The following is a 21,336-nucleotide window of genomic DNA, read 5'->3' as shown; positions in this document are numbered from 1 at the left end:
TTCATTGTTCGAGGAGGGCATGCTAACACTCCCAGTCGGCAAACGGTACGTTTGTCGACAACGGCAGAAAAGCTAGGAATTGAGCACAACTGGTTTTTATTGGTTAATCAACACGCCTGATGTAGAATATAGTTTGTAGATTCGATATAATGGCAATGCAAACGTTTAACACGACAAATAGTTAGGTGATGAAAAAATGTTAACGCTCAACGATGTTTTACAAGCAAGAGAAAAAATGAAAAGGGTCGTTCACCAAACACCTCTTGAACATTCACAAACGTTCAGCCAATTTTCCCATAACGAAGTGTATATGAAATTGGAGAATTTGCAGAAAACAGGTTCCTTTAAAGTGCGCGGCTCGTTCAACAAGATTATGTCATTAAGCGAAGAAGAGCGGAAGCGCGGAGTCGTCGCCGCATCGGCGGGGAATCATGCGCAAGGAGTAGCATACTCGAGCACGATGATCGGCATCCCTTGTACGATTGTGATGCCCAAGGGTGCGCCGTTAAGCAAAGTGCAAGCAACGAAAGGATACGGAGCGGAAGTGATTTTGCATGGGGACGTTTTTGATGAATCGCTTGAATATGCGTTAGAACTGCAAAGACAGCGCCAAGCAACGTTCATTCATCCGTTTGACGATTTAGCGGTAATGGCTGGGCAAGGGACAATCGGATTAGAAATTTTAGAACAGCTTCCGGATGCCGAAGTTGTGTTATGTCCGGTTGGCGGAGGCGGGCTGCTTGCTGGATTGGCCTTTACGTTAAAGCAGTTAAAACCGTCCATTCAAGTGTATGGGGTTGAATCATCGGCATGCCCGGGCATGACGGCTGCTCTTCGCCATAAAAAGCCGGTGACGATCACTTCTTCCGATACGATCGCAGACGGAATCGCGGTAAAAAAACCGGGCAACATAACGTATAAATATATTGAAAAATATGTCGATGGAGTCGTTTGCGTCGAAGAAGCGGAAATTTCGCGGACGATGCTATATTTACTCGAGCGAAATAAGCTGTTAGTCGAAGGATCAGGGGCGTGTTCGCTAGCTGCCCTGTTATATCATAAACTGCCGTTTACCGGCAAAAAAGTAGTCGCTGTGTTAAGCGGGGGGAATGTGGATGTCACACTCATCTCCCGTATTATTGAGCGTGGTTTGGTCGAGTCGGGCAGATTCGTCACGTTTACGACAGTTATTTCCGACAAGCCGGGACAACTCAATAAACTATTGCGCATTATTGCCGAGTTGGAAGCGAACGTAATGTCGATTCACCATCAACGAATCGGCGCAAAAGTGCTGCCAGGTCAAGCGGAAATTCATTTTTCTCTCGAAACAAAAAACCAAGACCATATTCACCACATTCACCAAATGTTAATCAAAGAAGGATACGACGTCGAATTTTTCCAATAAAAAAGGATGACTTATCACGTCATCCTTCTTTTACATGATAAGAAAGTGTAAATAGGCGTAGCGAAAATTTAGATGTCGCGTTTTCGGACAAGATCGATGAGTTGATTATAATCATCTGCAGCTTCCGTAAATTCGCCTAGTTCGTGGCGTTTGTCATAATCGGCTGAATGAAAAAAATTCTTATATTCATCTGCGTATGTGTAATACTTTGCAACATCATATTTGTTCGATATTTCCGTTTTCTCGCGAACTTATATGAATTGGTAATATCTTTGTCATTCGATCGATCACTTTCTATATAAATGCAATTTGGAACTTTAACGTTTTCGTCTTTCATGGAGTAATCGGTATGTTTCGACTGTCGGGTGACCGAACAACACCGCTTCCAGACAAATGCATTTGTCTGTGAAGCGGTTGGTTGTTCGGTCCTCTGTCACGCGAAGGCGTGACGAAGGCCAGTCACAGACTTGCCTCCGACAGTCGAAAAAATAGGGAGGTCTACTTTTTCGTCCGCCATAAGTTAAACCTCCCAGTTGTATTTATATAGTTTCATCCATATTTATTATAAAATGATGATTGACATTTCGCATATCCATTCCGTATGTTATAAATAGCAACAACAAAAATATTTAACTTTTCTAAAAATTATGTTAATATGAGAGAAAAGGAGATTGTTCATGGCAGAAAAAACGTTAAAAGAACGGATTATCGATACAGCACTGCGCCTTTTTGAACAATATGGCTATCACGGGGTGACCGTAGATCGGATTGTTACAGAGAGCAACGCATCAAAAGGCGGATTTTACCATAATTTTAAATCGAAAGATGAACTTCTTTATCATATTCACGATGTGTTTATTACGTATGTATTAAATAAAGCACAAGATGCATATAAAAACTATCATACTCCTACCGAGCGATTGTGTGCCATTATCCAGTCATTTGTAAAAGTGTTCCATTTATATAAACCGCACATCACGGTGTTCTATCAAGAGAGCACGTATTTAAAACCGGAATACTCGCAAAAAATTAACGAAAAACGCGATGAATTTAAACAAGTCATTTTTCAAGTCATCCGCGAAGGAATCATAGCAGGGGAGTTTCGACCGGAACTTTCCGTCGAAATTACAGGCATGAGCATTATCGGGATGGTGAACTGGACATATAAATGGTATAAACCAGATGGCCCGATGACGATTGAACAGATCGCTGCCCATTTTATCGATTTTATCTTGCATTCGATTTTAACAGAAGAAGCAAAACAAAAAGCAGAAAATAGCTTGTTTTTTCTTGAAACACAAACAAATGTTATTTAAGTAAATATATGGATAAAAAATAATGTGTTGTTTGTTGTTGATTAATTAAAACAAACCAACTAGTCGGTCTTAACATATTTTAAAACCGACTAGTCGGTTTTAAAATAAAATATGATTCATGGGGGAGAGAGCATGAATTTTGAACTCACAAAAGAACAACAAATGATTAAAGAAATGGTGCGAGAATTTGCCGAGAAGGAAATTGCACCAAACGCGGCGAAATGGGATGAAGAAGCGTATTTTCCTGTCGAAGTATTCAAAAAGATGGGCGAGTTAGGACTTTTAGGTATCCCATTCCCAGAGCAATACGGAGGATCAGGGGGCGATACGATCTCCTATGCAGTCGCCGTGGAAGAAATCGGTCGCGCATGCGGAGGGACAGGATTGAGCTATGCTGCTGCTGTTTCCCTAGGCGCAAGCCCGATCTATTATTTCGGCACCGAAGAACAAAAGCAAAAATGGCTCGTTCCGATGGCGAAAGGAGAAACGTTAGGTGCGTTTGGATTAACGGAGCCAAACGCAGGGTCCGATGCCGGAGGAACGAGGACAAAAGCGGTTCTCGATGGCGATGAATATGTCATCAACGGAGAAAAATGCTGGATCACGAATGCAGGACATGCAAGACAAGTGATTGTGACAGCGGTGACGGGGAAAGATGAAAAAGGAAAAAATATCATCTCTGCGCTTATCGTTCCGACAGACGCTCCTGGATTTACAATTCGTTGCCATTACGACAAAATGGGTGTCCGCGCATCCAACACATGTGAACTCGTATTTGAGAATGTACGCGTGCCAAAAGAAAACGTATTAGGTGATCCAACGAAAGGGTTTAAACAATTTTTATACACGCTTGACGGCGGCCGCATTTCCATCGCCGCACTTGCTGTTGGAATTGCGCAAGCCGCTTTTGAGAAAGCGCTTCAATACGCAAAAGAACGCACCCAATTTGGCCAATCGATTTCTAAATTCCAAGCAATCCAATTCAAGCTTGCGGATATGGCGATGGAAATTGAGCTAGCTCGCAATATGGTATATAAAGCCGCTTGGTTAAAAGATCAAGGGAAACCGTTTACAAAAGAAGCAGCCTTCGCGAAACTTTTTGCTTCTGAAGCCGGTTTTCGCGCCTGCAATCAAGCGATTCAAATTCATGGCGGATATGGATATATGAAAGAGTATGGGGTTGAGCGCCATTTGCGCGATATTAAACTGATGGAAATCGGCGAAGGTACATCGGAAATTCAAAGGCTCGTCATCGCCCGTCAACTTGGATGCTAAACGATAGGAAAACCGCATATATTGAAATAGATTTAGGCAAGGGGGCATTTTATGGTTAGTATGTTAAACATCACTGTTGGGAAGTTGTTAGAAGAAAAAGCAAAGGCACATCCTGAACATGAAGCCGTTGTGTATGCAGATCGTGGATTAAGAATGACGTATAAACAGTTTGATGAATATTGCCGTCTTGTTGCCCGCGGATTGATGAAACTAGGGATCGAAGCAGGTGAACATATTGCCATTTGGGCAACGAACACGCCGGAATGGCTTGCTTGCCAGTTTGCAACAGGAAAAATGGGGGCTGTTCTTGTTACGGTCAACACGAATTACCGTACAGCTGAATTAGAGTATTTATTAAAACAATCAGATTCAACGACTCTGCTTTTAATTGAGCAATATCGCGATTCTTCATATATTGATATGATTTACGAAATTGCCCCGGAATTGCGTGAATGCAAGCCAGGACAACTGCAAGCGAAACGGCTTCCGAAGCTAAAAAATGTCATCGTTCTTAGCGACAATCGTTATCCGGGCACGTATTCATGGAATGATATTCTTGCGATGTCCTACGATGTAATCGAAGAAGAACTAGACGAAAGAATGAACTCCCTTGACCCGCATGACGTCATTAACATGCAATACACCTCAGGAACGACGGGATTTCCAAAAGGGGTTATGCTGACCCACTACAATATTGTCAACAACGCCTACAACATCGCGCAATGCATGAAACTCACCAAAGATGATCGCTTATGTATTCCAGTTCCATTTTTCCACTGCTTCGGCTGTGTGCTCGGTACACTAGCATGCGTTTCGGTCGGAGCGACGATGGTGCCGCTTCAAGAATTTAATGCTAAACAAGTGCTGCAAACGGTCCAAGACGAAAAATGCACTGCTTTGCACGGTGTCCCGACCATGTTTATTGCTGAATTAAACGATCCTGACTTTGAAAAATACGATTTATCCTCTTTACGCACCGGAATTATGGCCGGCTCCAACTGCCCGATTGAAGTGATGAAGGCGGTCATTGAAAAAATGGGAGCAAAAGAAATTACGATTGCCTACGGTCAGACGGAATCTTCACCGGTGATTACGCAAACGAGAACCGATGATCCGATCCATTTGCGCGTTGAAACGGTCGGCCGTGCTCTTCCAAACGTCGAAGTAAAAATTGTTGAGCCGGGAACGAACAAAGAAGTGCCTCGCGGCGTACAAGGAGAGCTATGCACGCGCGGCTATCACGTCATGAAAGGATATTACAACAACCCAGAAGCAACGAAAGAAGCGATTGACGAAGATGGTTGGCTCCATACAGGGGATTTAGCGGTCATGGATGAAAACGGTTACTGCCGCATTACAGGGCGATTAAAAGATATGATTATTCGCGGCGGCGAAAATATTTATCCGCGTGAAATCGAAGAATTTTTATATAAACATCCGAAAATTTTAGACGTTCAAGTCGTCGGTGTCCCGGATGAAAAATACGGAGAAGAAGTGATGGCATGGATTATTTTAAAAGAAGGCCAAACGGCCACTGCGGAAGAGATTCGTGAATTTTGCCGCGGAAAGATTTCTCGCCATAAAATTCCACGCTACATCGAGTTTACAGATGCCTATCCGATGACAGCGTCAGGAAAAATTCAAAAGTTCAAATTGCGTGAACAAGCGAAAAAACGTCTTGGACTTGTGACAGAATAAGGGGGATTATATGTTTTCCAAAATTTTAATTGCCAATCGCGGAGAAATTGCGGTTCGAGTTATTCGTACATGTAAAAAACTAGGAATTCAAACAGTAGCGGTGTACTCAGAGGCAGATGCGGATTCACTCCATGTCAAATGGGCCGACGAAGCGTATTTAATCGGCAAACCGCGCGTGAGCGAAAGTTATTTAAATATCGAAAAAATCATCGAAGTGGCGAAAGAAACAAAAGCGGAAGCGATTCATCCGGGATATGGATTGTTATCAGAAAATCCGATGTTTGCCCGTCGCTGCGAAGAAGAAGGAATCGTGTTTATCGGCCCAACCGCAGACATCATCGCAAGCATGGGAAGCAAAATTGAATCGCGAAAAACGATGGTAGAAGCAGGCGTCCCGATCGTTCCAGGCATTTCGTTTCCGCTGCAAGACGTTGAAGAAGCGGTCAAAACAGCGGAAACGATCGGCTATCCGATCATGTTAAAAGCTTCTGCCGGCGGCGGCGGCATCGGGATGCAAATCGTCAAAAATGAAGAAGAATTGCGCAAATCGTTTGAAGGAAATCAAAAGCGGGCGGCTTCTTTTTTCGGCGACGGTGCAATGTATCTTGAAAAATATATTGAAAACCCTCGGCATATCGAAATTCAACTTCTCGCTGACCATCACGGAAACTACGTGTACTTATGGGAGCGCGAATGTTCGATTCAACGCCGCCATCAAAAAGTGATCGAAGAAGCGCCATCGCCATTTTTGGATGAAGAAACGCGCCGAAAAATGGGAGAAACAGCGGTGCAGGCCGCGAAACACATCGGCTATACAAACGCGGGAACAATCGAGTTTCTTGTCGATGAACAAAAAAACTTTTATTTTCTTGAAATGAACACAAGACTTCAAGTCGAGCACCCAGTGACAGAAGAAATTACCGGGCTTGATCTCGTCGAAGAACAATTACGCATCGCTGCAGGCGAGCGGCTTCGTTATACCCAGAAAGACATTCAGCGGAGCGGTCACGCCATCGAAGTACGAATTTATGCGGAAGATCCAAAAACATTTTTTCCATCACCCGGCACGATCACCGTTTTTCAATTGCCGGAAGGGGAACATGTTCGCAATGAAACCGCTGTTACAAACGGAATGGCAGTGACTCCATTTTACGATCCGATGATTGCGAAGCTGATTACAAAAGGTGAGAACCGTCAAGAAGCGATTTCCCGCATGTTACAGGCGCTTGATCACTATCAAATTGAAGGAATTAAAACGAACATTCCGATGCTGAAAGAAGTGTTATCGCATCCCGAGTTTCAAGCCGGACATACAACGACTCATTTTGTTAATACTCATTTATATAAATCTCTTGAAAAATAGATAACCTGTGGTGCTCGTTGAATGTCATAATCTTGTTACTTTCAAGCGTTTTCCGTATTTGCTGTGTAATTACGACCTGTGGAAAATACATGATCAATTAGCGTCCATCGTCATCTAGCAGATAATTTTGTAAAATATATGTCTTCCACTTTCCATGCAAAAAGTGGAAGACCGTTTATCTTAATGATCGAGAAATGGAGGAAAAGGTGAAATGAATCATGTAGTTGCAACGATGGCAGGGAATGTATGGAAAATTGTAGTTTCCGTTGGCGAGCAAGTAGAAGAGGGACAAGACGTCGTGATTTTAGAATCGATGAAAATGGAGATTCCGATCGCCGCGGAAGCAAGCGGAACGGTCAAAGAAATTCATGTGCAAGAAGGCGATTTCGTCAACGAAGGAGATGTATTACTTGATCTTGAATAAGAGGTGAAGCGCATGAAATGGCCTGAACGTGTCATGATCAAAGAAGTCGGCCCTCGCGATGGCTTGCAAAACGAGCCGGTCTCAATTGCGACCGAAGATAAAATTGCTTGGATCAACCAGCTGTCGAAAACAGGGCTTGCGTATATTGAAATTACTTCGTTTGTCCATCCGAAATGGATTCCACAATTGGCAGACGCTTTCGACGTCGCAACGAGCATTGAGCGAGTTCCGGGCGTTACATATGCTGCGCTTGTTCCGAATCAAAAAGGGCTAGAAAAAGCGCTCGCATCCAAAATAGATGAAGTGTCTGTCTTTATGTCGGCGAGTGAGACGCACAATCGCAAAAATATTAATAAATCGATCGCTGAAACGTTCCCTGTGTTAGCCGAAGTGGTTCGCGAAGCGAAAGCCGCACAAAAAACGGTACGCGGCTACGTATCAACCGTGTTCGGCTGTCCGTATGAAGGCGCTGTTTCCGTTGAACAAGTCATCCGCGTGGCAGAGAAATTGTTTGACATGGGAATTGACGAACTGTCGTTAGGCGACACGATTGGCGTGGCCAACCCTCGCCAAGTCGAAGAAGTGCTCGGGGTTTTATTGAAGCGGTTCCCAAAAGAAAAAATAGCGATGCATTTCCACGATACGCGCGGCACAGCATTAGCGAACGTGCTCATGTCATTACAAATGGGAATGACCACATTTGATAGCTCGCTTGGCGGTTTAGGAGGTTGTCCATATGCTCCAGGGGCGTCCGGAAATGTCGCGACAGACGATTTGTTATATATGCTGAACGGCATGAACATTTCTACCGGCATCGACCTCGAACGTTTAACGGAAGCAGCCTTATTTATTCAACATAAAATCGGTCGAGCGCTCAATAGCCACTATTTGCAAGCAATGGCTTCGTGTCGCGCTTAATCGAAAGGGGGATGGTGGATGGAGTCGGTTCTTTATGCAGTAGAAAACGGAATTGCGTTTATTACACTAAATCGTCCGCAAGCAGCCAATGCCTTATCCGTAGCGTTGCTCAACGAGCTACAACAAGTGTTGTACGAGTTAAAATTCGCACGGACGATTCGTGCCGTCATTATCACAGGAAGCGGAGAAAAAGTGTTTTGTGCAGGGGCGGATTTAAAAGAACGCGCGGGAATGAATGAAATGGAAGTACGCCAAACAGTTGCGCTCATTCGCGACACGATCAACGAGTTTGAGCAGCTTCCACAGCCGGTCATTTGTGCGTTGAACGGTTCTGCATTTGGCGGTGGATTGGAATTGGCATTGGCGTGCGATATCCGCATCGCAGCCGATCACGCGCTGCTCGGTTTAACCGAAACATCACTCGCCATTATTCCAGGGGCTGGCGGAACGCAAAGGTTGCCCCGCTTAGTCGGTAAAGGAAAAGCGAAAGAATTAATTTTCACCGCTAAGCGCATTCCAGCAACTGAAGCGCTGCAAATTGGGCTTGTGGAAGATGTCGTGCCACGCGAACAGTTGCTTGCGAAAGCAAGCGAACTCGCCCAGAAAATTGCGGAAAACGGACCGATTGCTGTTGCCCAGGCGAAACTCGCCATCAACCGCGGGCTGGAAGTAGATTTATATACCGGTTTAAAAATCGAGCAAATGGCTTACGAGATCACGATTCCGACAAAAGACCGTTTAGAGGGGCTGCAATCCTTTAAAGAAAAACGAAAACCGGTCTACAAAGGAGAGTAGGGGGCTATCATGAACGGAAAAACGTTAACAGAAACATTAGTGGAACGAACAAAGCAAATTGAACAAGGCGGAGAACAAAAATACCATCGAAAAAATGCGGAACAAGGGAAGTTGTTCGTCCGTGACCGCTTGAAGCTATTATTTGATGACGGCATGCAGTTTGAAGACGCATTGTTTGCCAACTGTCTTGCCGAGGGCCTTCCAGCCGATGGCGTCGTCACAGGGGTTGGCAAAATCAACGGACAAACGGTATGTGTTATGGCCAACGATTCAACTGTCAAAGCGGGGTCGTGGGGGGCGCGCACCGTTGAAAAAATTATTCGCGTTCAAGAAACAGCGGAAAAGCTTCGCTGTCCGATTTTGTATTTAGTTGACTCCGCGGGGGCCCGCATTACGGACCAAATTGAGATGTTCCCGGGCCGCCGCGGGGCAGGGCGCATTTTTTACAATCAAGTAAAATTGTCCGGAAAAGTGCCGCAAATTTGCTTATTATTCGGACCATCCGCAGCAGGCGGCGCCTACATTCCCGCTTTTTGCGACATCGTCATCATGGTTGAAGGGAATGCATCCATGTATTTAGGATCACCGCGGATGGCGGAAATGGTCATTGGCGAAAAAGTAACGCTTGAAGAAATGGGCGGAGCGCGCATGCACTGCACGGTATCGGGCTGCGGCGATGTACTTGTCAAAACGGAAGAAGAAGCGATTCAGTTTGCGCGTAAATATTTATCGTATTTTCCGGCAAACTTTAGCGAAAAACCGCCTATCAGTGAAGCGAAACCGCCGAAAACGTTCGAAAAATCGATTGAAGACATTTTGCCGGTCAACCAAAACGCTCCGTTTAACATGTATGATTTAATTGAGCGTTTGATTGACGAAGATTCGTTTTGCGAAATTAAAAAATTGTTTGCGCCTGAACTGATTACAGGGCTTGCCCGCCTGAACGGTCAACCGGTCGGCATTATTGCCAATCAACCGCGTGTGAAAGGCGGTGTGCTGTTCCATGACTCGGCGGATAAAGCGGCGAAATTTATTACGCTTTGCGATGCGTTCAATATCCCACTTTTATTTTTAGCCGATATTCCGGGATTTATGATCGGCACAAAAGTCGAACGGGCGGGCATTATCCGCCACGGTGCGAAAATGATTTCCGCGATGTCGGAAGCAACTGTTCCGAAAATTTCGGTCATCGTCCGCAAAGCGTACGGGGCCGGTCTTTATGCGATGGCAGGACCGGCGTTTGAACCGGACTGTTGCTTAGCGTTTCCCAATGCGCAAATTGCTGTCATGGGTCCGGAAGCGGCTGTTAACGCAGTGTATGCCAACAAAATTGCCGAGCTACCGGAAGAAGAGCGTGCTTCCTTTATCGAGCAAAAACGCGAAGAATACCGGCGTGACATCGACATTTACCGTCTGGCTTCGGAAATGGTGATTGATGGCATTATTGCACCGAACTCGCTCCGCGAAGAACTCATTCGCCGTTTGGATGCATACATGTCGAAATATATGACGTTTTCTGAACGAAAACATGGGGTTTATCCAGTGTAATCGACAGACTTGCCAAAATGAAAAAGATTATGTATGATAATAATCACCTGCTGCGTTGTACGTGAACGAATGAAGTTTCAACCGATGGCTGTAAAGAGGGAGTTCTACATCGAAACGGGAATGTCATGCCTCCATGAATCGTGTGAAGAGGACGACAAGAACGTTTCTGCGAACACCCACCTAGTGAAGTGTGGTTGAGAAACTCCATTCAACAAACGGCAAATCGCGGCGTTTATGAAAAACCCGATCTCTCATAGAGATCGGTTTTTTAGTTGCTTTTTCCTATTAACATGATATAATCATAATTCGTATACAAATAGTTCGCATTGAAACTATTTTAATTCGAATGACAGGAGGGAGTATATGGAAAAATTAGGGCGAGAAATTATGTACTCGATTTTTCGCATTCGAAAAGCGCTATACAAGCTGATTCGCGAAGATGCAACAAGGGCAGGGATTACCGAATTGCAACTCATCATCCTTTATACGTTAGCTAAAAAAGATAATATCCGATTAAATGATCTAGCGGAAAAACTTAACATGAGCAACAGCACGATCAGCGGTACAGTGGATCGGCTTGTAAGCGCCGGATTGGTCGTTCGGGAAACGTCAAAAGAAGATCGGCGCGCGGTGACGCTTCGGCTTGCAGAAAAAGGGAAAGAAAAATTACAAGAAGCATTCAATGACGAATCGATCCTTATTCAACGATTGCAAAAAGTAGAGACAACGCTCACAAAAGAGGAGATAGAAACATTACTATCGCTACAACAAAAAGTAAAAACGATTTTATTAGGGGAGGAATAAACCGGTGAGCATGAAGCGTTTAATTACGTTAAATATCATTGTGTTGCTTTTATTAGTAGCAGGGGGATTTGCGGCTTATTATTACATCAACGAAACAACGAATTACATTAAGACAGACAACGCTCGCATTGATGGGCAGGCAGTTTCGATTGTGGCGCCGGTGGCAGGAAAGTTAGTCAGTTGGTCTGGCGATATCGGAAAAACATTTGACAGCGGTGACCAAATCGGTGCAGTATCTGACGGAAAGAATACGTTTCCGATCACCGTTCCACATCATATGACGGTCGTTCAGCAAAGCGCTGTCACGAACTCGCTCGTTGCGCCAACCGTTCCGTTAGCGCGGGGATATGATTTATCCCGTTTATGGGTAACGGCTAATATCGAAGAAACAAAAATGGAAGATATCAAAACAGGACAAGATGTTGATATTTATGTCGATGCCTATCCAGACCGGAAATTTACAGGGAAAGTGGAGAAACTGGGGTTTGCTACTGCCAATACATTTAGCTTACTGCCAAGTTCCAATACGACGGGCAATTATACAAAAGTGACACAAGTCATTCCAATTACGATTTCGATCGATGACTATAACGGAGCGGGACTAGTACCAGGAATGAACGTCACCGTTCGCATTCATAAGTAGGTGATCATGATGTCAACGTTTTTAACGGGGTACATCTTATTTTCGCTTCTTGTGCTAGGGTTGTTTAATTATATGTTGAGAAAACAAAAAGACGTACAAGAAGAGGAAACAGTGGTGGAAAAAGAACTTGCTCCTCAAGCTGCAAGAGAAATGGCGTTAGGAGCGAGCCGGGCGAAAGTCGTAGCCACTATTATGCTTGGGGCGTTTGTTGCCATTTTAAACCAGACATTAATTAACGTAGCACTTCCGCATATGATGAGCGATTTCAACGTTGAAACATCAACGATCCAGTGGCTTGTTACGGGATATATGCTAGTCAATGGTGTACTTATTCCCATCAGCCCATTTTTAATTGCGAAATTCCCGACGAAAAAACTATTTCTTTCGGGCATGACGTTTTTTGCCGTCGGAGCGCTCATTTGTTCATTCGCCCCGTCGTTTGCTGTGATTTTAACCGGTCGGTTAATTCAAGCGGTCGGCGCGGGAATTATTATGCAGCTCATGATAGTTGTGATGTTAACGATTTTCCCGCCAGAAAAACGAGGGGTAGCGATGGGAACGGTTGGGATTGCGATGATGTTTGCACCAGCGATTGGCCCGACGTTGTCCGGTTGGTTAGTAGAACATTATTCGTGGCGACTTCTTTTTGATATCGTCTTGCCGATTGCCATTATCGATATCGTTTTAGCGTTTATTTGGCTGAAAAATACGCCAAAGACGGCCAATCCAACATTAGATGTCCGCGGCGCTGTCTATTCTACCCTTGGCTTTGGCGGCGTGTTGTATGGATTTAGTGAAGCAGGAAGCAACGGGTGGGGGAGTACAGAAGTAGCGATTTCGATTGTTATTGGTGTCTTTTTCCTTATTTTGTTTACTTGGCGTTGTTTTACTGCCGAACACCCGATTTTAAATTTGCGTGTCTTTAAATATAGTGTATTTACGCTTACGACCATTATTGGCTGTGTGCTAAATATGGCGTTATTTGCCGCAATGGTGTTGTTGCCTGTCTATTTGCAAAACATTCGCGGCTTTACTCCGCTTGATTCCGGATTGCTCCTTTTGCCTGGAGCGATTGTGATGGCGATTATGTCGCCGATTTCAGGGATGATTTTTGACCGGATTGGCGTGAGGGCGTTAGCGATTGTTGGGCTTATCATTACCGTTGTGACGACATGGGAATTTAGCCAACTGACGCTAGATACACCGTACCGGCATATTTTATGGCTGTATATTTTCCGGATGCTCGGCATGTCGATGTTATCGATGACGATTATGACGGCGGGATTAAATGTGTTGCCGCGCCATTTGTATAGCCATGGAACGGCAACCGCTAATACGTTGCGCCAAGTCGCTTCTTCGTTAGGAACAGCGTTTCTCGTGACAGTGATGTCTAACCGGGCGAAGTTTCATGCGGAAAATTACCGCAACGAGCTGACGCTTAATAACCCAACAGCAGTCGACCTCGTATCGCAATTGAAACGGCTCATTCCGAGCGATGAAGCGGTCACGCAATTACTATACGGGTTAGTACAGCAACGTTCCGCAGTAGAAGGCATTAACGACGCGTTTATTGTCGCAACAGGGTTAGCGTTGTTAGCGCTCGTTTTATCCTTTTTCTTAAAAGGAAAAAAGAAAGAACCAGTTCAAGAAGGCTGATTGGCGAAAAGCCAGTCAGCTTTTTTCATATTCGTTCTAGTTTTCTCATACATATAAGACAAGCAAAAGAAAGGGGGGAGTAGTGTAGTGGCGTATTTCGGATCAAAAGGTTGGCTTGTGGAGCAATTAAAAAAGAATGGAATTTATCGTCATCCTGTCGAGCGTAAAAAGCTCGAAACGTATAAAGCAGCAATTTTGTATGGGCTATACGAAAAATATGTGAAAAAAGGACGTATTGCCCAATGAAGAAAAGATCGCTACAATAGAAGGAGCAACGGATGATGAAAGGAGTAGGAAGATGATCCATCATACTTGGCTGAACCGTCCGACGATGAAGAAAGTGAAATGTGTACATACGAATGCGGAAAAATACGTCGTGAACCGCGTATTGACCCCAGGCAAAACGTATGACGTTAAAAACGAAACAGAAGAGTTTTACTTTATCGTCGATAATACAGGAAAAGTAGGCGGATTTTATAAAGATTATTTTGAAGAAGTTCGATAATTTACAAACGGTTCTTGCGTCATATTGCCTTTGGCGTAAGAACCGTTTCGATTTATAGTACGCTATGGAACTGTTGCGTACCACATAACTCTTCACAATATACAACAATGGCTGTTATTGTTGGAATAATTGAAAAATACATGTTTCTTTTGGCGTTATTTGATACAATTAAAAAGAAATTGGAATAAAGAGAGGGGAAAAGTATGTTGTTTGAAAATGATCAACCAAATGCTTGCTTCTAAGACGGGGCAAGCCATCGAGGGTGCGCGCTCCGTCTTGCAAGAAAAAATATTTGCAAAAGACGGAGGGTTATAGAACATGAAGAAAACGTTTTTAGGATCGCTGTATTTATCGCTAGCGGCAAGCATTTGGGGCGGAATGTACGTCGTCAGCAAATACGTACTCGATTATATTCCACCGTTTACGCTCGTATGGCTTCGATATGCGATTGCCTTTGCCGTTTTATTTTTAGTTTTGAAAGTTCAACGAGTGCGAATTTCCACCGAAAAGCGCGATTGGCTGCTAGTGGGATGGATTGGCGTGATCGGGTATGTTATTTCCATCTCTTTGCAGTTTATCGGCACAAAATGGTCCGATGCGCACACGGGAGCTCTCATTACATCGGCTACTCCTGCTTTTATTGTGCTGTTTGCCAGATGGATGTTAAATGAATTGATCACAGCAAGAAAGCTGATCGCACTTTTGTTGGCGACAGCAGGCGTTGTGGTGGTGGTCGGTTTAGATTATGACGGAAAATCATCATTGTTTGGAAATCTGATGTTAGTCGGGGCGGCGTTGACGTGGGCGTTATTGTCCGTTTTCGTAAAGGTTGCTTCAGCTCGACTTCCGATTTTAGTCATTACGACGTATGCGATTTTCGTTGCACTCGTATGTACGACGCCTGTCATGATGTGGGAAATATCCGAATACCGTGTCATTCACTTTAATCCGTCCATTCTATTCGGAATTTTTTACCTCGGTGTTGTGTCGACGGCGGGAGCGTTTTTCCTTTGGAACAAAGGAATGGAAATGATGGATGCGGGGATTGGCTCGTTATTTTTCTTTTTTCAGCCGCTTGTTGGTTCGTTGTTCGGCTGGATGTTTTTACAAGAACAACTGAATGAACCTTTTTGGATCGGAGGGTCGCTCATCGTAATAGGAGTCGTTATTGCCGTTCTCAATCAAAAACAATAGTTGAAGCAATCTAAGGGGGGAGAGAAACAATGTCGAGTCGTGCCAAAGGATTAGTCATGGTTGTGACTGGTGCGGCGCTTTGGGGATTATCAGGAACGGCAGCGCAAGTGTTGTTTCAAGAAAAGCAAGTGACCGCCGAATGGCTTGTGGCGGTGCGAATGGTGCTAGCTGGGGTTGCTTTGCTTGTTGTGAGCTCCTTTAAAGGACTCGAACCACTTTCGATTTGGAAAGAGAAACAGAGTATGTGGAACTTATTATGGTTTGGCATTGTCGGCATGCTCGGTGTGCAATACACATATTTTGCTTCCATCGCCACAGGAAATGCGGCGACAGCAACGCTTTTGCAATATTTAGCGCCGATTTATATTGTGCTATATTCCGTGGTGAAAGAAAAACAAAAACCGTCCAAAAAAATGGGTATGGCGGTCTTGCTCGCATTAACAGGTACGTTTTTATTAATGACGAACGGTGCAACCGATCGATTTACCGTTTCGCTCGTTTCTGTCGGCTGGGGGATTCTTTCCGGCATTGCCTTAGCTTTTTATACGCTATCTTCTGCACAACTATTGAAAAAGTGGAACACAATGATTGTTGTTGGTTGGGGGATGGTCATCGGTGGAGTTGCTATGTGCTGGATCATTCCTTCCCTTTTCCCATCCAACATTATTTTTGGAATCGATACGTGGTTGTTAATTTTATTTGTCATTATATTCGGAACATTAGTTGCCTTTTTATTATTTGTCGAAAGTATCCGCCATTTATCGCCGACGGAATCCAGTCTGTTATCAAGCGTGGAACCGTTATCGGCAGTCTTTGCGTCAATCGCTTTTTTGCACGTTTCGTTTGGATTGTTTCAAGCGGTTGGAGCGGCATTCATTATTTTGACTGTTCTTCTTTTGTCACAGCCATCCAAAAAACAAATGTACCGCAACATGGAAACAGGGATGTAAGTTTGTTACATCCCTGTTTTTGGCTAGCTAAGAAAATTTTGAACCGCTGTCTAGCTTCGGCTCCGCCTTTCTTGCTTCAGGGAATGTGACAGTAATAGTCGTTCCTTTATGGACCTCGCTTTCAATATGCCATGTCCCTTTCATCGTTTCGATCAATTTCACTGCAACCATTGCCCCAAGTCCGGTTCCTTTTTCTTTCGTGCTGAAATAAGGCTCGCCAAACCGATTGATTTGATCGCTCGTCATGCCGATACCGTTGTCTTTAATTGTAATGATAACGTCTTTTCCGCGAGCAGAAGAAGAAACAGTGACAGTTCCGCCAGACGGCATCGCTTCAATACTTTTAAAAAACATTGGCGGAAATGTTGCGCATTTCCGATGATCGTTCCCGGCTGCAATTCTTTCCGTATTTGAATATTGTGCATGCGGGCAAGCGGCTCTAGCATATGAGCGACCATCTGCAACTCTTGATCGACCATCAACGGCTCTACTTTATTTGGTGACGGCATCGCAAATGTTAAATAATCGTTAATAATCGTTTCCGCTCGGTTAATCTCTTCAAGAGCGATGTGAATATATTGTTCTTGTATTTCTTTCGGAACGGACTGTGATTTCATTAATTGAATAAATCCTTTAACCACCGTTAACGGATTTCGCACTTCATGAGAGATGCTCGCAGCTAATTGGCTTACAATCTCCATTTTTTCGACTTTTACTAGTTTAGAACGTGCTACCATTGCTTCTTTTAATGTTTCTATAATATAGACAACAAACAACATTCCGATCGGAGGGATTAAAATAAAATCAAAAATATATGAATCGATCACTTGAAAATCGAAAAATACAATCGCAATTACCGTTACCAAAACAGCAAGAAAAAGCGTCAACCAAACAGATGTAAATAATTTATCCGTTCGACTGAGCTGTCGAAAGGTAGGAGAAACGAGAGCAGCAATAATAAACATCGTAATGTAGACGACTACTGTGATGAGCTGAAATCCGTAAAAGAAAAAACGAACCGCTAGCAAAATAAAAAGTAATGCGCCTCCAACAACCCATCCACCGTATAACGTACCGATTAAAAATGGAATTTGCCGCAAGTCGTGAACACAATTATCCGCAATGTAAATTGGGAACATCATGCACAATAATAGCGGGACTCCTGTACAAATAATCAAAAGCAGCTGTTTATAACGAATATTTGTTTTTCACCATTTCCCGTAATCATAAACAAAATAGTATACAAAAATGCTCGATAAAATATAAAACAAATTATTTAAAAGGTTTTGATTAATATATGTTCCCATACTTGATCTCCTAATCAACGAACATTCAACAATACTAATTATACGAAAAGATAGTGGATTGAAAATAGGTTTTTCTGATATGGAGATAGGGAACATGAAACGGTTGCTTTTGTGAATTAACTGTATTATAATAATTAGTACAGTTGGTACACTTTGATATGGAAGGAGGAGGGGGAATGTTTGAGCTTGATATTCGCAGCCGGCAGCCGATTTATGAACAATTAGTTGAAAAAATGAAAGAGTTGATCATTCACGAAGTGTGGAAGCCGAATGAACAATTGCCATCAGTTCGGCTTTTAGCAAAAGAATTAACGATTAATCCGAATACGATTCAAAAAGCTTACCGAGAGCTTGAACACCAAGGTTACATTTATTCCATCCTAGGAAAAGGAAGCTTTGTCGCACCGCAATCCCCGTCCGTCAATCATGAAAAAGCGGAAACGATCAAACAGCAAATTTTCAAACTTTTGTGCGAAGCGCTCTATATCGGGATGGCAAAAGAAGATCTGTTAGCATTAGTCGAGAAAGCGGAACAAACCGTAAAGGGGGAAGAAAAACGATGATCGACGTTCGTCACGTCCGGAAAGAGTTTGCCGATGTGGAAGCGGTGAAAGATGTCAGCCTCCATATTCAGCGCGGCTCGATTTATGGCCTGCTTGGATCGAACGGAGCAGGAAAAACGACGTTACTAAAAATGATGGCTGGTATTTACAAACAAGATAGCGGTGAGATTTTCGTCGGCGGAGAGCCGATCTTTGAAAATACCACGATGAAACAAAAACTTATTTTTTTGCCGGATGCGCTTTACTTTTTTCCGCAAACGACCATTTGGCAAATGGCACAGTTTTATAAAGATGTGTATCCTTCTTGGAATGAAGAGAGGTTTTGGCGGCTGCAAGACGTTTTTCCGATCGATGTTCATAAAAAAATTCACCGCATGTCGAAAGGAATGCAGCGGCAAGCGGCGTTTTGGCTCGCTTTTTCCGCCATGCCAGAAGTGTTGATTCTCGATGAGCCGCTCGACGGATTAGATGCGGTCATGAGGCAAAAAGTGAAAAATTTGCTTGTGCAAGATGTCGCAGAGCGAAACATGACGGTCGTGATTTCTTCGCACAACTTGCGTGAAGTCGAAGATCTTTGTGATCATATCGGTATTTTGCATAAAGGCGAAATCATCGTCGAAAAAGAGTTGGACGACTTGAAAGCGGACGTGCATAAAATTCAAGTGGCGTTCCGTGGCGGCGTTCCCACTGCGTTTCTTACCGGCCTGCATGTCGTGTATCAAGAACAGCGCGGTAGTGTCCTTCTTTGCATCGTTCGCGGTCAAAAAGAACGAGTGGAATCGTATATTCACCAGTTTGAACCGGTAATTTTTGATGTACTGCCACTAACGTTAGAAGAAATTTTTGTGTATGAAATGGGAGGAATCGGATATGCCATCGAAAATATTGTCGTATAATCGTTCCATTTTCGTGCAAAATTTGCGAAACGTCGGCTGGATCGGAATTGTCCATCTTCTTGTTTTGTTAGCAGTAATACCGTTACGAATCGTGATGGCGTATACAAATAGAAAATGGAATTATTCCCCTAATTGGAATAACGTTTTTGAAATTTCTCACGTTTTTCAAGGGATGGTCGTCTTTACGATTCCTGTTTTGTTGGCAATCTTTTTATTTCGCTACATGCAAGTAAAAAGATCAGCCGATTATATGCATAGTTTGCCGCTTCGGCGTGAGAGTCTGTTTTTTCAGCATATGGTGTTTGGGATATTGATGCTTATAGTTCCGATCGCGTTCACTGCTCTTTTAACAGCAGTGTTATGCAACATGTTGCCGCTTGACAACATCCTTTTTTCAACCGCTGATGTCATCCGCTGGACAGCAGAAATGTTTTTGATGGAATTATTCGTGTTTTCCGCAAGTGTATGGGTCGGTATGTTCACAGGAATATCGGTGCTGCAAGGGGCGTTTGCTTACATCTTATTTTTGTTTCCAGCTGGGATTTCCGTTCTTGTTTTAATGAATATGAAATATTTGTTGTCCGGCTTTGCTGCTGATTACTACTTGAGCGCAAATTTAGAACGGATTGTTCCGTTTTTTCGCTTTATCGAATTAGCACAGAGGTCACTGACCATACAAGAAATCATCAGTTATGCCGCTTTTATCGTTTTATGTTGTGGCTTATCTATTTGGTTGTATAAAAAACGGCATAGCGAAGCGGCAAATCAAGCGCTTGCTTTTTCTGTATTGCAGCCGGTGTTTTTATTTGGTGTCGCTTTTTGTTTTATGTTGCTTGGCGGGTTATATTTTGGAGAAACGCAACGAAGCATCGGTTGGATTTTGTTTGGTTATGTAGCGTTTTCATTGATCGGATTTTACGTTGCGGAAGCGATTATCGAAAAAACGTGGCGCGTCTTCCACAAATGGAAAGGCTATGTCGCTTTTGTTGCTGTGATGCTTATTGTTGGGGGTCTCCTCCATTTAGACGTTACTGGATATGAAAAGCGGCAGCCTGCTTTAGGCGACATTCAGCGCGTTTATTTTGGCGAATCGGTGTATGGATTCGAGCAGCAGGACAAGCGTGGATATGTTGCGTACGTTCAGCCTGATCAATTTTTACAAACGAAAAGTAACATAAAAAACGTCTATTTGTTCCATCGCCAGCTCATTGAAGACCGCCCGATGATGGTTGTTCCAAGCACCGATACACGTCAAGTCGTCATCGGCTATGAATTGAAAAACGGTGAAAAGCTTATTCGCACCTATTCGATTCCGTTCCAACCGTATAAACATTTCTATCAATCTATTATGGAGTCGACGGAGTATAAGAAAAATTACTATCTTTTGCTTCATGACAGAGGCGTTTCACCGATTCGTCAAGTGACGATCCGGACACGTTATCCGTTTGAAAAAACAGTGGTGATAGCCGATTCAAAACAAATTGAGGCGTTTGTTTCGGTTCTAAAAACAGAATTAGAACGTGAAACGGTTGATGAGATGATGGGACCGACAAACGAGTGGGGAAGTATCGAACTGTTGCAAAGCGATGGCGACCAAATTCAGCTTTCGTGGAAAAAATCGTATTCCCAGTTAGAAATATGGCTTAACCAACAAGGATTGCTTTCCAAAGCAAGGGTAACCGCCGACGATATTCAATATGCCATCATCGTTAAAAATGAAGAGCGAAAACCGTTACACGAACTAACAAGTGATTCTCAATTTCAACAACAACTGCCAACAAGAACAGACGTATTGCGCATTACCGATAAAAAGCAATTGGAAGAATGTTTGCAAAAAACCACACCTTCTAAAGATACGTCCTTATACATTATCGCTTTTTATCGCACCGATCAATCTGCACCGGCTTGGAGCGTATTCGAAGAAAATCATCTCCCTTCGTTTATTCGCAACCAGCTCCCGTAGCGATCAAAAAAGAGATGGGCGTCTGATATGTCCATCTCTTTTTTAATACAAACATTCAAATATTCATTTGAATATATTGACACGCATCGTTATGTTCACATATACTATATTCA

Annotated in this window: 19 protein-coding genes, 1 other RNA gene and 1 pseudogene; 20 read left to right on the top strand and 1 reads right to left on the bottom strand. The window is 43.5% G+C overall.

Translation table 11 applies throughout. From position 1 onward, the window contains the following. Positions 1 to 196 precede the first annotated feature (196 nt). The 17 genes from ilvA (at position 197) to HNQ34_RS00285 (ending at position 16,494) form a co-directional block, all read left to right on the top strand. Positions 197 to 1,405 carry a threonine ammonia-lyase gene (gene ilvA, locus HNQ34_RS00365; RefSeq protein ID WP_183250797.1) on the top strand — a complete coding sequence of 403 codons (1,209 nt, stop codon included), beginning with the start codon at positions 197 to 199 and terminating at the stop codon, positions 1,403 to 1,405. A 677-nt stretch (positions 1,406 to 2,082) separates the two neighbouring features. Next, complete coding sequence (locus tag HNQ34_RS00360) at positions 2,083 to 2,721, top strand: TetR/AcrR family transcriptional regulator (protein ID WP_183250796.1); 639 nt, start codon at positions 2,083 to 2,085, stop codon at positions 2,719 to 2,721. A 132-nt stretch (positions 2,722 to 2,853) separates the two neighbouring features. Then, positions 2,854 to 3,996, top strand: a complete 1,143-nt coding sequence (locus HNQ34_RS00355; RefSeq protein WP_183250795.1) for an acyl-CoA dehydrogenase — start codon at positions 2,854 to 2,856, stop codon at positions 3,994 to 3,996. Between the two features lie 51 nt (positions 3,997 to 4,047). Then, on the top strand, positions 4,048 to 5,694 hold the full coding sequence (locus tag HNQ34_RS00350) for an AMP-binding protein (RefSeq protein ID WP_281375836.1): 1,647 nt from the start codon (positions 4,048 to 4,050) through the stop codon (positions 5,692 to 5,694). Between the two features lie 10 nt (positions 5,695 to 5,704). Then, positions 5,705 to 7,057 carry an acetyl-CoA carboxylase biotin carboxylase subunit gene (gene accC, locus HNQ34_RS00345; RefSeq protein ID WP_183250794.1) on the top strand — a complete coding sequence of 451 codons (1,353 nt, stop codon included), beginning with the start codon at positions 5,705 to 5,707 and terminating at the stop codon, positions 7,055 to 7,057. 211 nt (positions 7,058 to 7,268) lie between these two features. Further along, on the top strand, positions 7,269 to 7,481 hold the full coding sequence (locus HNQ34_RS00340; protein ID WP_183250793.1) for an acetyl-CoA carboxylase biotin carboxyl carrier protein subunit: 213 nt from the start codon (positions 7,269 to 7,271) through the stop codon (positions 7,479 to 7,481). A 12-nt stretch (positions 7,482 to 7,493) separates the two neighbouring features. Continuing rightward, a complete protein-coding gene (locus tag HNQ34_RS00335) occupies positions 7,494 to 8,399 on the top strand; it encodes a hydroxymethylglutaryl-CoA lyase (RefSeq protein WP_183250792.1) in 906 nt (301 codons plus the stop codon). Positions 8,400 to 8,417: 18 nt separating this feature from the next. Beyond that, the gene (locus HNQ34_RS00330) at positions 8,418 to 9,194 is read left to right on the top strand and encodes an enoyl-CoA hydratase (protein ID WP_183250791.1); all 777 of its coding nucleotides are present in this window, start codon (positions 8,418 to 8,420) and stop codon (positions 9,192 to 9,194) included. A 9-nt stretch (positions 9,195 to 9,203) separates the two neighbouring features. Next, positions 9,204 to 10,742 (top strand): acyl-CoA carboxylase subunit beta, encoded by a 1,539-nt coding sequence (locus HNQ34_RS00325; protein WP_183250790.1) that lies wholly within the window; start codon positions 9,204 to 9,206, stop codon positions 10,740 to 10,742. A gap of 44 nt (positions 10,743 to 10,786) precedes the next feature. Then, positions 10,787 to 10,978, top strand: a non-coding RNA gene (gene ssrS / locus HNQ34_RS00320) — 6S RNA. Between the two features lie 127 nt (positions 10,979 to 11,105). After that, a complete protein-coding gene (locus HNQ34_RS00315; RefSeq protein WP_183250789.1) occupies positions 11,106 to 11,546 on the top strand; it encodes a MarR family winged helix-turn-helix transcriptional regulator in 441 nt (146 codons plus the stop codon). A gap of 10 nt (positions 11,547 to 11,556) precedes the next feature. Continuing rightward, entirely contained in the window at positions 11,557 to 12,189 is a 633-nt protein-coding gene (locus tag HNQ34_RS00310) for an HlyD family secretion protein (protein WP_183251269.1), read from the top strand. A gap of 150 nt (positions 12,190 to 12,339) precedes the next feature. Next, positions 12,340 to 13,845, top strand: coding sequence for a DHA2 family efflux MFS transporter permease subunit (locus HNQ34_RS00305; protein WP_409978344.1), 1,506 nt, complete (start codon positions 12,340 to 12,342; stop codon positions 13,843 to 13,845). Positions 13,846 to 13,932: 87 nt separating this feature from the next. Further along, a complete protein-coding gene (locus HNQ34_RS00300) occupies positions 13,933 to 14,091 on the top strand; it encodes a DUF2639 domain-containing protein (protein ID WP_183250787.1) in 159 nt (52 codons plus the stop codon). Positions 14,092 to 14,143: 52 nt separating this feature from the next. After that, positions 14,144 to 14,350: a DUF6501 family protein gene (locus HNQ34_RS00295; RefSeq protein ID WP_183250786.1), complete on the top strand. Its 207-nt coding sequence runs from the start codon at positions 14,144 to 14,146 to the stop codon at positions 14,348 to 14,350. A gap of 318 nt (positions 14,351 to 14,668) precedes the next feature. Next, on the top strand, positions 14,669 to 15,544 hold the full coding sequence (locus HNQ34_RS00290) for a DMT family transporter (RefSeq protein ID WP_183250785.1): 876 nt from the start codon (positions 14,669 to 14,671) through the stop codon (positions 15,542 to 15,544). Positions 15,545 to 15,573: 29 nt separating this feature from the next. Next, a complete protein-coding gene (locus HNQ34_RS00285) occupies positions 15,574 to 16,494 on the top strand; it encodes a DMT family transporter (protein WP_183250784.1) in 921 nt (306 codons plus the stop codon). Between the two features lie 27 nt (positions 16,495 to 16,521). Here HNQ34_RS00285 and HNQ34_RS00280 read toward each other — a convergent pair. Beyond that, positions 16,522 to 17,801: pseudogene (locus tag HNQ34_RS00280) on the bottom strand (ATP-binding protein). A gap of 176 nt (positions 17,802 to 17,977) precedes the next feature. Between HNQ34_RS00280 and HNQ34_RS00275 the strand changes: the two are divergent. The 3 genes from HNQ34_RS00275 to HNQ34_RS00265 are packed head-to-tail and all read left to right on the top strand — an operon-like array spanning position 17,978 to position 21,223. Then, entirely contained in the window at positions 17,978 to 18,364 is a 387-nt protein-coding gene (locus tag HNQ34_RS00275) for a GntR family transcriptional regulator (RefSeq protein WP_183250783.1), read from the top strand. Then, on the top strand, positions 18,361 to 19,260 hold the full coding sequence (locus tag HNQ34_RS00270) for an ABC transporter ATP-binding protein (RefSeq protein ID WP_183250782.1): 900 nt from the start codon (positions 18,361 to 18,363) through the stop codon (positions 19,258 to 19,260). Before HNQ34_RS00275 ends, HNQ34_RS00270 begins: the two co-directional genes overlap by 4 nt. Beyond that, positions 19,235 to 21,223, top strand: coding sequence for a DUF6449 domain-containing protein (locus tag HNQ34_RS00265; RefSeq protein ID WP_221277219.1), 1,989 nt, complete (start codon positions 19,235 to 19,237; stop codon positions 21,221 to 21,223). Before HNQ34_RS00270 ends, HNQ34_RS00265 begins: the two co-directional genes overlap by 26 nt. Positions 21,224 to 21,336 lie beyond the last annotated feature (113 nt).

The sequence above is a fragment of the Anoxybacteroides tepidamans genome (assembly GCF_014201465.1).
GTDB classification, from domain to species: domain Bacteria; phylum Bacillota; class Bacilli; order Bacillales; family Anoxybacillaceae; genus Anoxybacteroides; species Anoxybacteroides tepidamans.
Note: the sequence above shows the minus strand (reverse complement) of the source record. Positions and strands in the feature narration are given on the sequence as shown.

Bases quoted from the DNA above. Each gene is read 5' to 3' on its own strand.
- ilvA (WP_183250797.1), top strand. From the start codon at position 197: ATGTTAACGCTCAACGATGTTTTACAAGCAAGAGAAAAAATGAAAAGG.
- HNQ34_RS00360 (WP_183250796.1), top strand. From the start codon at position 2,083: ATGGCAGAAAAAACGTTAAAAGAACGGATTATCGATACAGCACTGCGC.
- HNQ34_RS00355 (WP_183250795.1), top strand. From the start codon at position 2,854: ATGAATTTTGAACTCACAAAAGAACAACAAATGATTAAAGAAATGGTG.
- HNQ34_RS00350 (WP_281375836.1), top strand. From the start codon at position 4,048: ATGGTTAGTATGTTAAACATCACTGTTGGGAAGTTGTTAGAAGAAAAA.
- accC (WP_183250794.1), top strand. From the start codon at position 5,705: ATGTTTTCCAAAATTTTAATTGCCAATCGCGGAGAAATTGCGGTTCGA.
- HNQ34_RS00340 (WP_183250793.1), top strand. From the start codon at position 7,269: ATGAATCATGTAGTTGCAACGATGGCAGGGAATGTATGGAAAATTGTA.
- HNQ34_RS00335 (WP_183250792.1), top strand. From the start codon at position 7,494: ATGAAATGGCCTGAACGTGTCATGATCAAAGAAGTCGGCCCTCGCGAT.
- HNQ34_RS00330 (WP_183250791.1), top strand. From the start codon at position 8,418: ATGGAGTCGGTTCTTTATGCAGTAGAAAACGGAATTGCGTTTATTACA.
- HNQ34_RS00325 (WP_183250790.1), top strand. From the start codon at position 9,204: ATGAACGGAAAAACGTTAACAGAAACATTAGTGGAACGAACAAAGCAA.
- HNQ34_RS00315 (WP_183250789.1), top strand. From the start codon at position 11,106: ATGGAAAAATTAGGGCGAGAAATTATGTACTCGATTTTTCGCATTCGA.
- HNQ34_RS00310 (WP_183251269.1), top strand. From the start codon at position 11,557: ATGAAGCGTTTAATTACGTTAAATATCATTGTGTTGCTTTTATTAGTA.
- HNQ34_RS00305 (WP_409978344.1), top strand. From the start codon at position 12,340: ATGGCGTTAGGAGCGAGCCGGGCGAAAGTCGTAGCCACTATTATGCTT.
- HNQ34_RS00295 (WP_183250786.1), top strand. From the start codon at position 14,144: ATGATCCATCATACTTGGCTGAACCGTCCGACGATGAAGAAAGTGAAA.
- HNQ34_RS00290 (WP_183250785.1), top strand. From the start codon at position 14,669: ATGAAGAAAACGTTTTTAGGATCGCTGTATTTATCGCTAGCGGCAAGC.
- HNQ34_RS00285 (WP_183250784.1), top strand. From the start codon at position 15,574: ATGTCGAGTCGTGCCAAAGGATTAGTCATGGTTGTGACTGGTGCGGCG.
- HNQ34_RS00275 (WP_183250783.1), top strand. From the start codon at position 17,978: ATGTTTGAGCTTGATATTCGCAGCCGGCAGCCGATTTATGAACAATTA.
- HNQ34_RS00270 (WP_183250782.1), top strand. From the start codon at position 18,361: ATGATCGACGTTCGTCACGTCCGGAAAGAGTTTGCCGATGTGGAAGCG.
- HNQ34_RS00265 (WP_221277219.1), top strand. From the start codon at position 19,235: ATGCCATCGAAAATATTGTCGTATAATCGTTCCATTTTCGTGCAAAAT.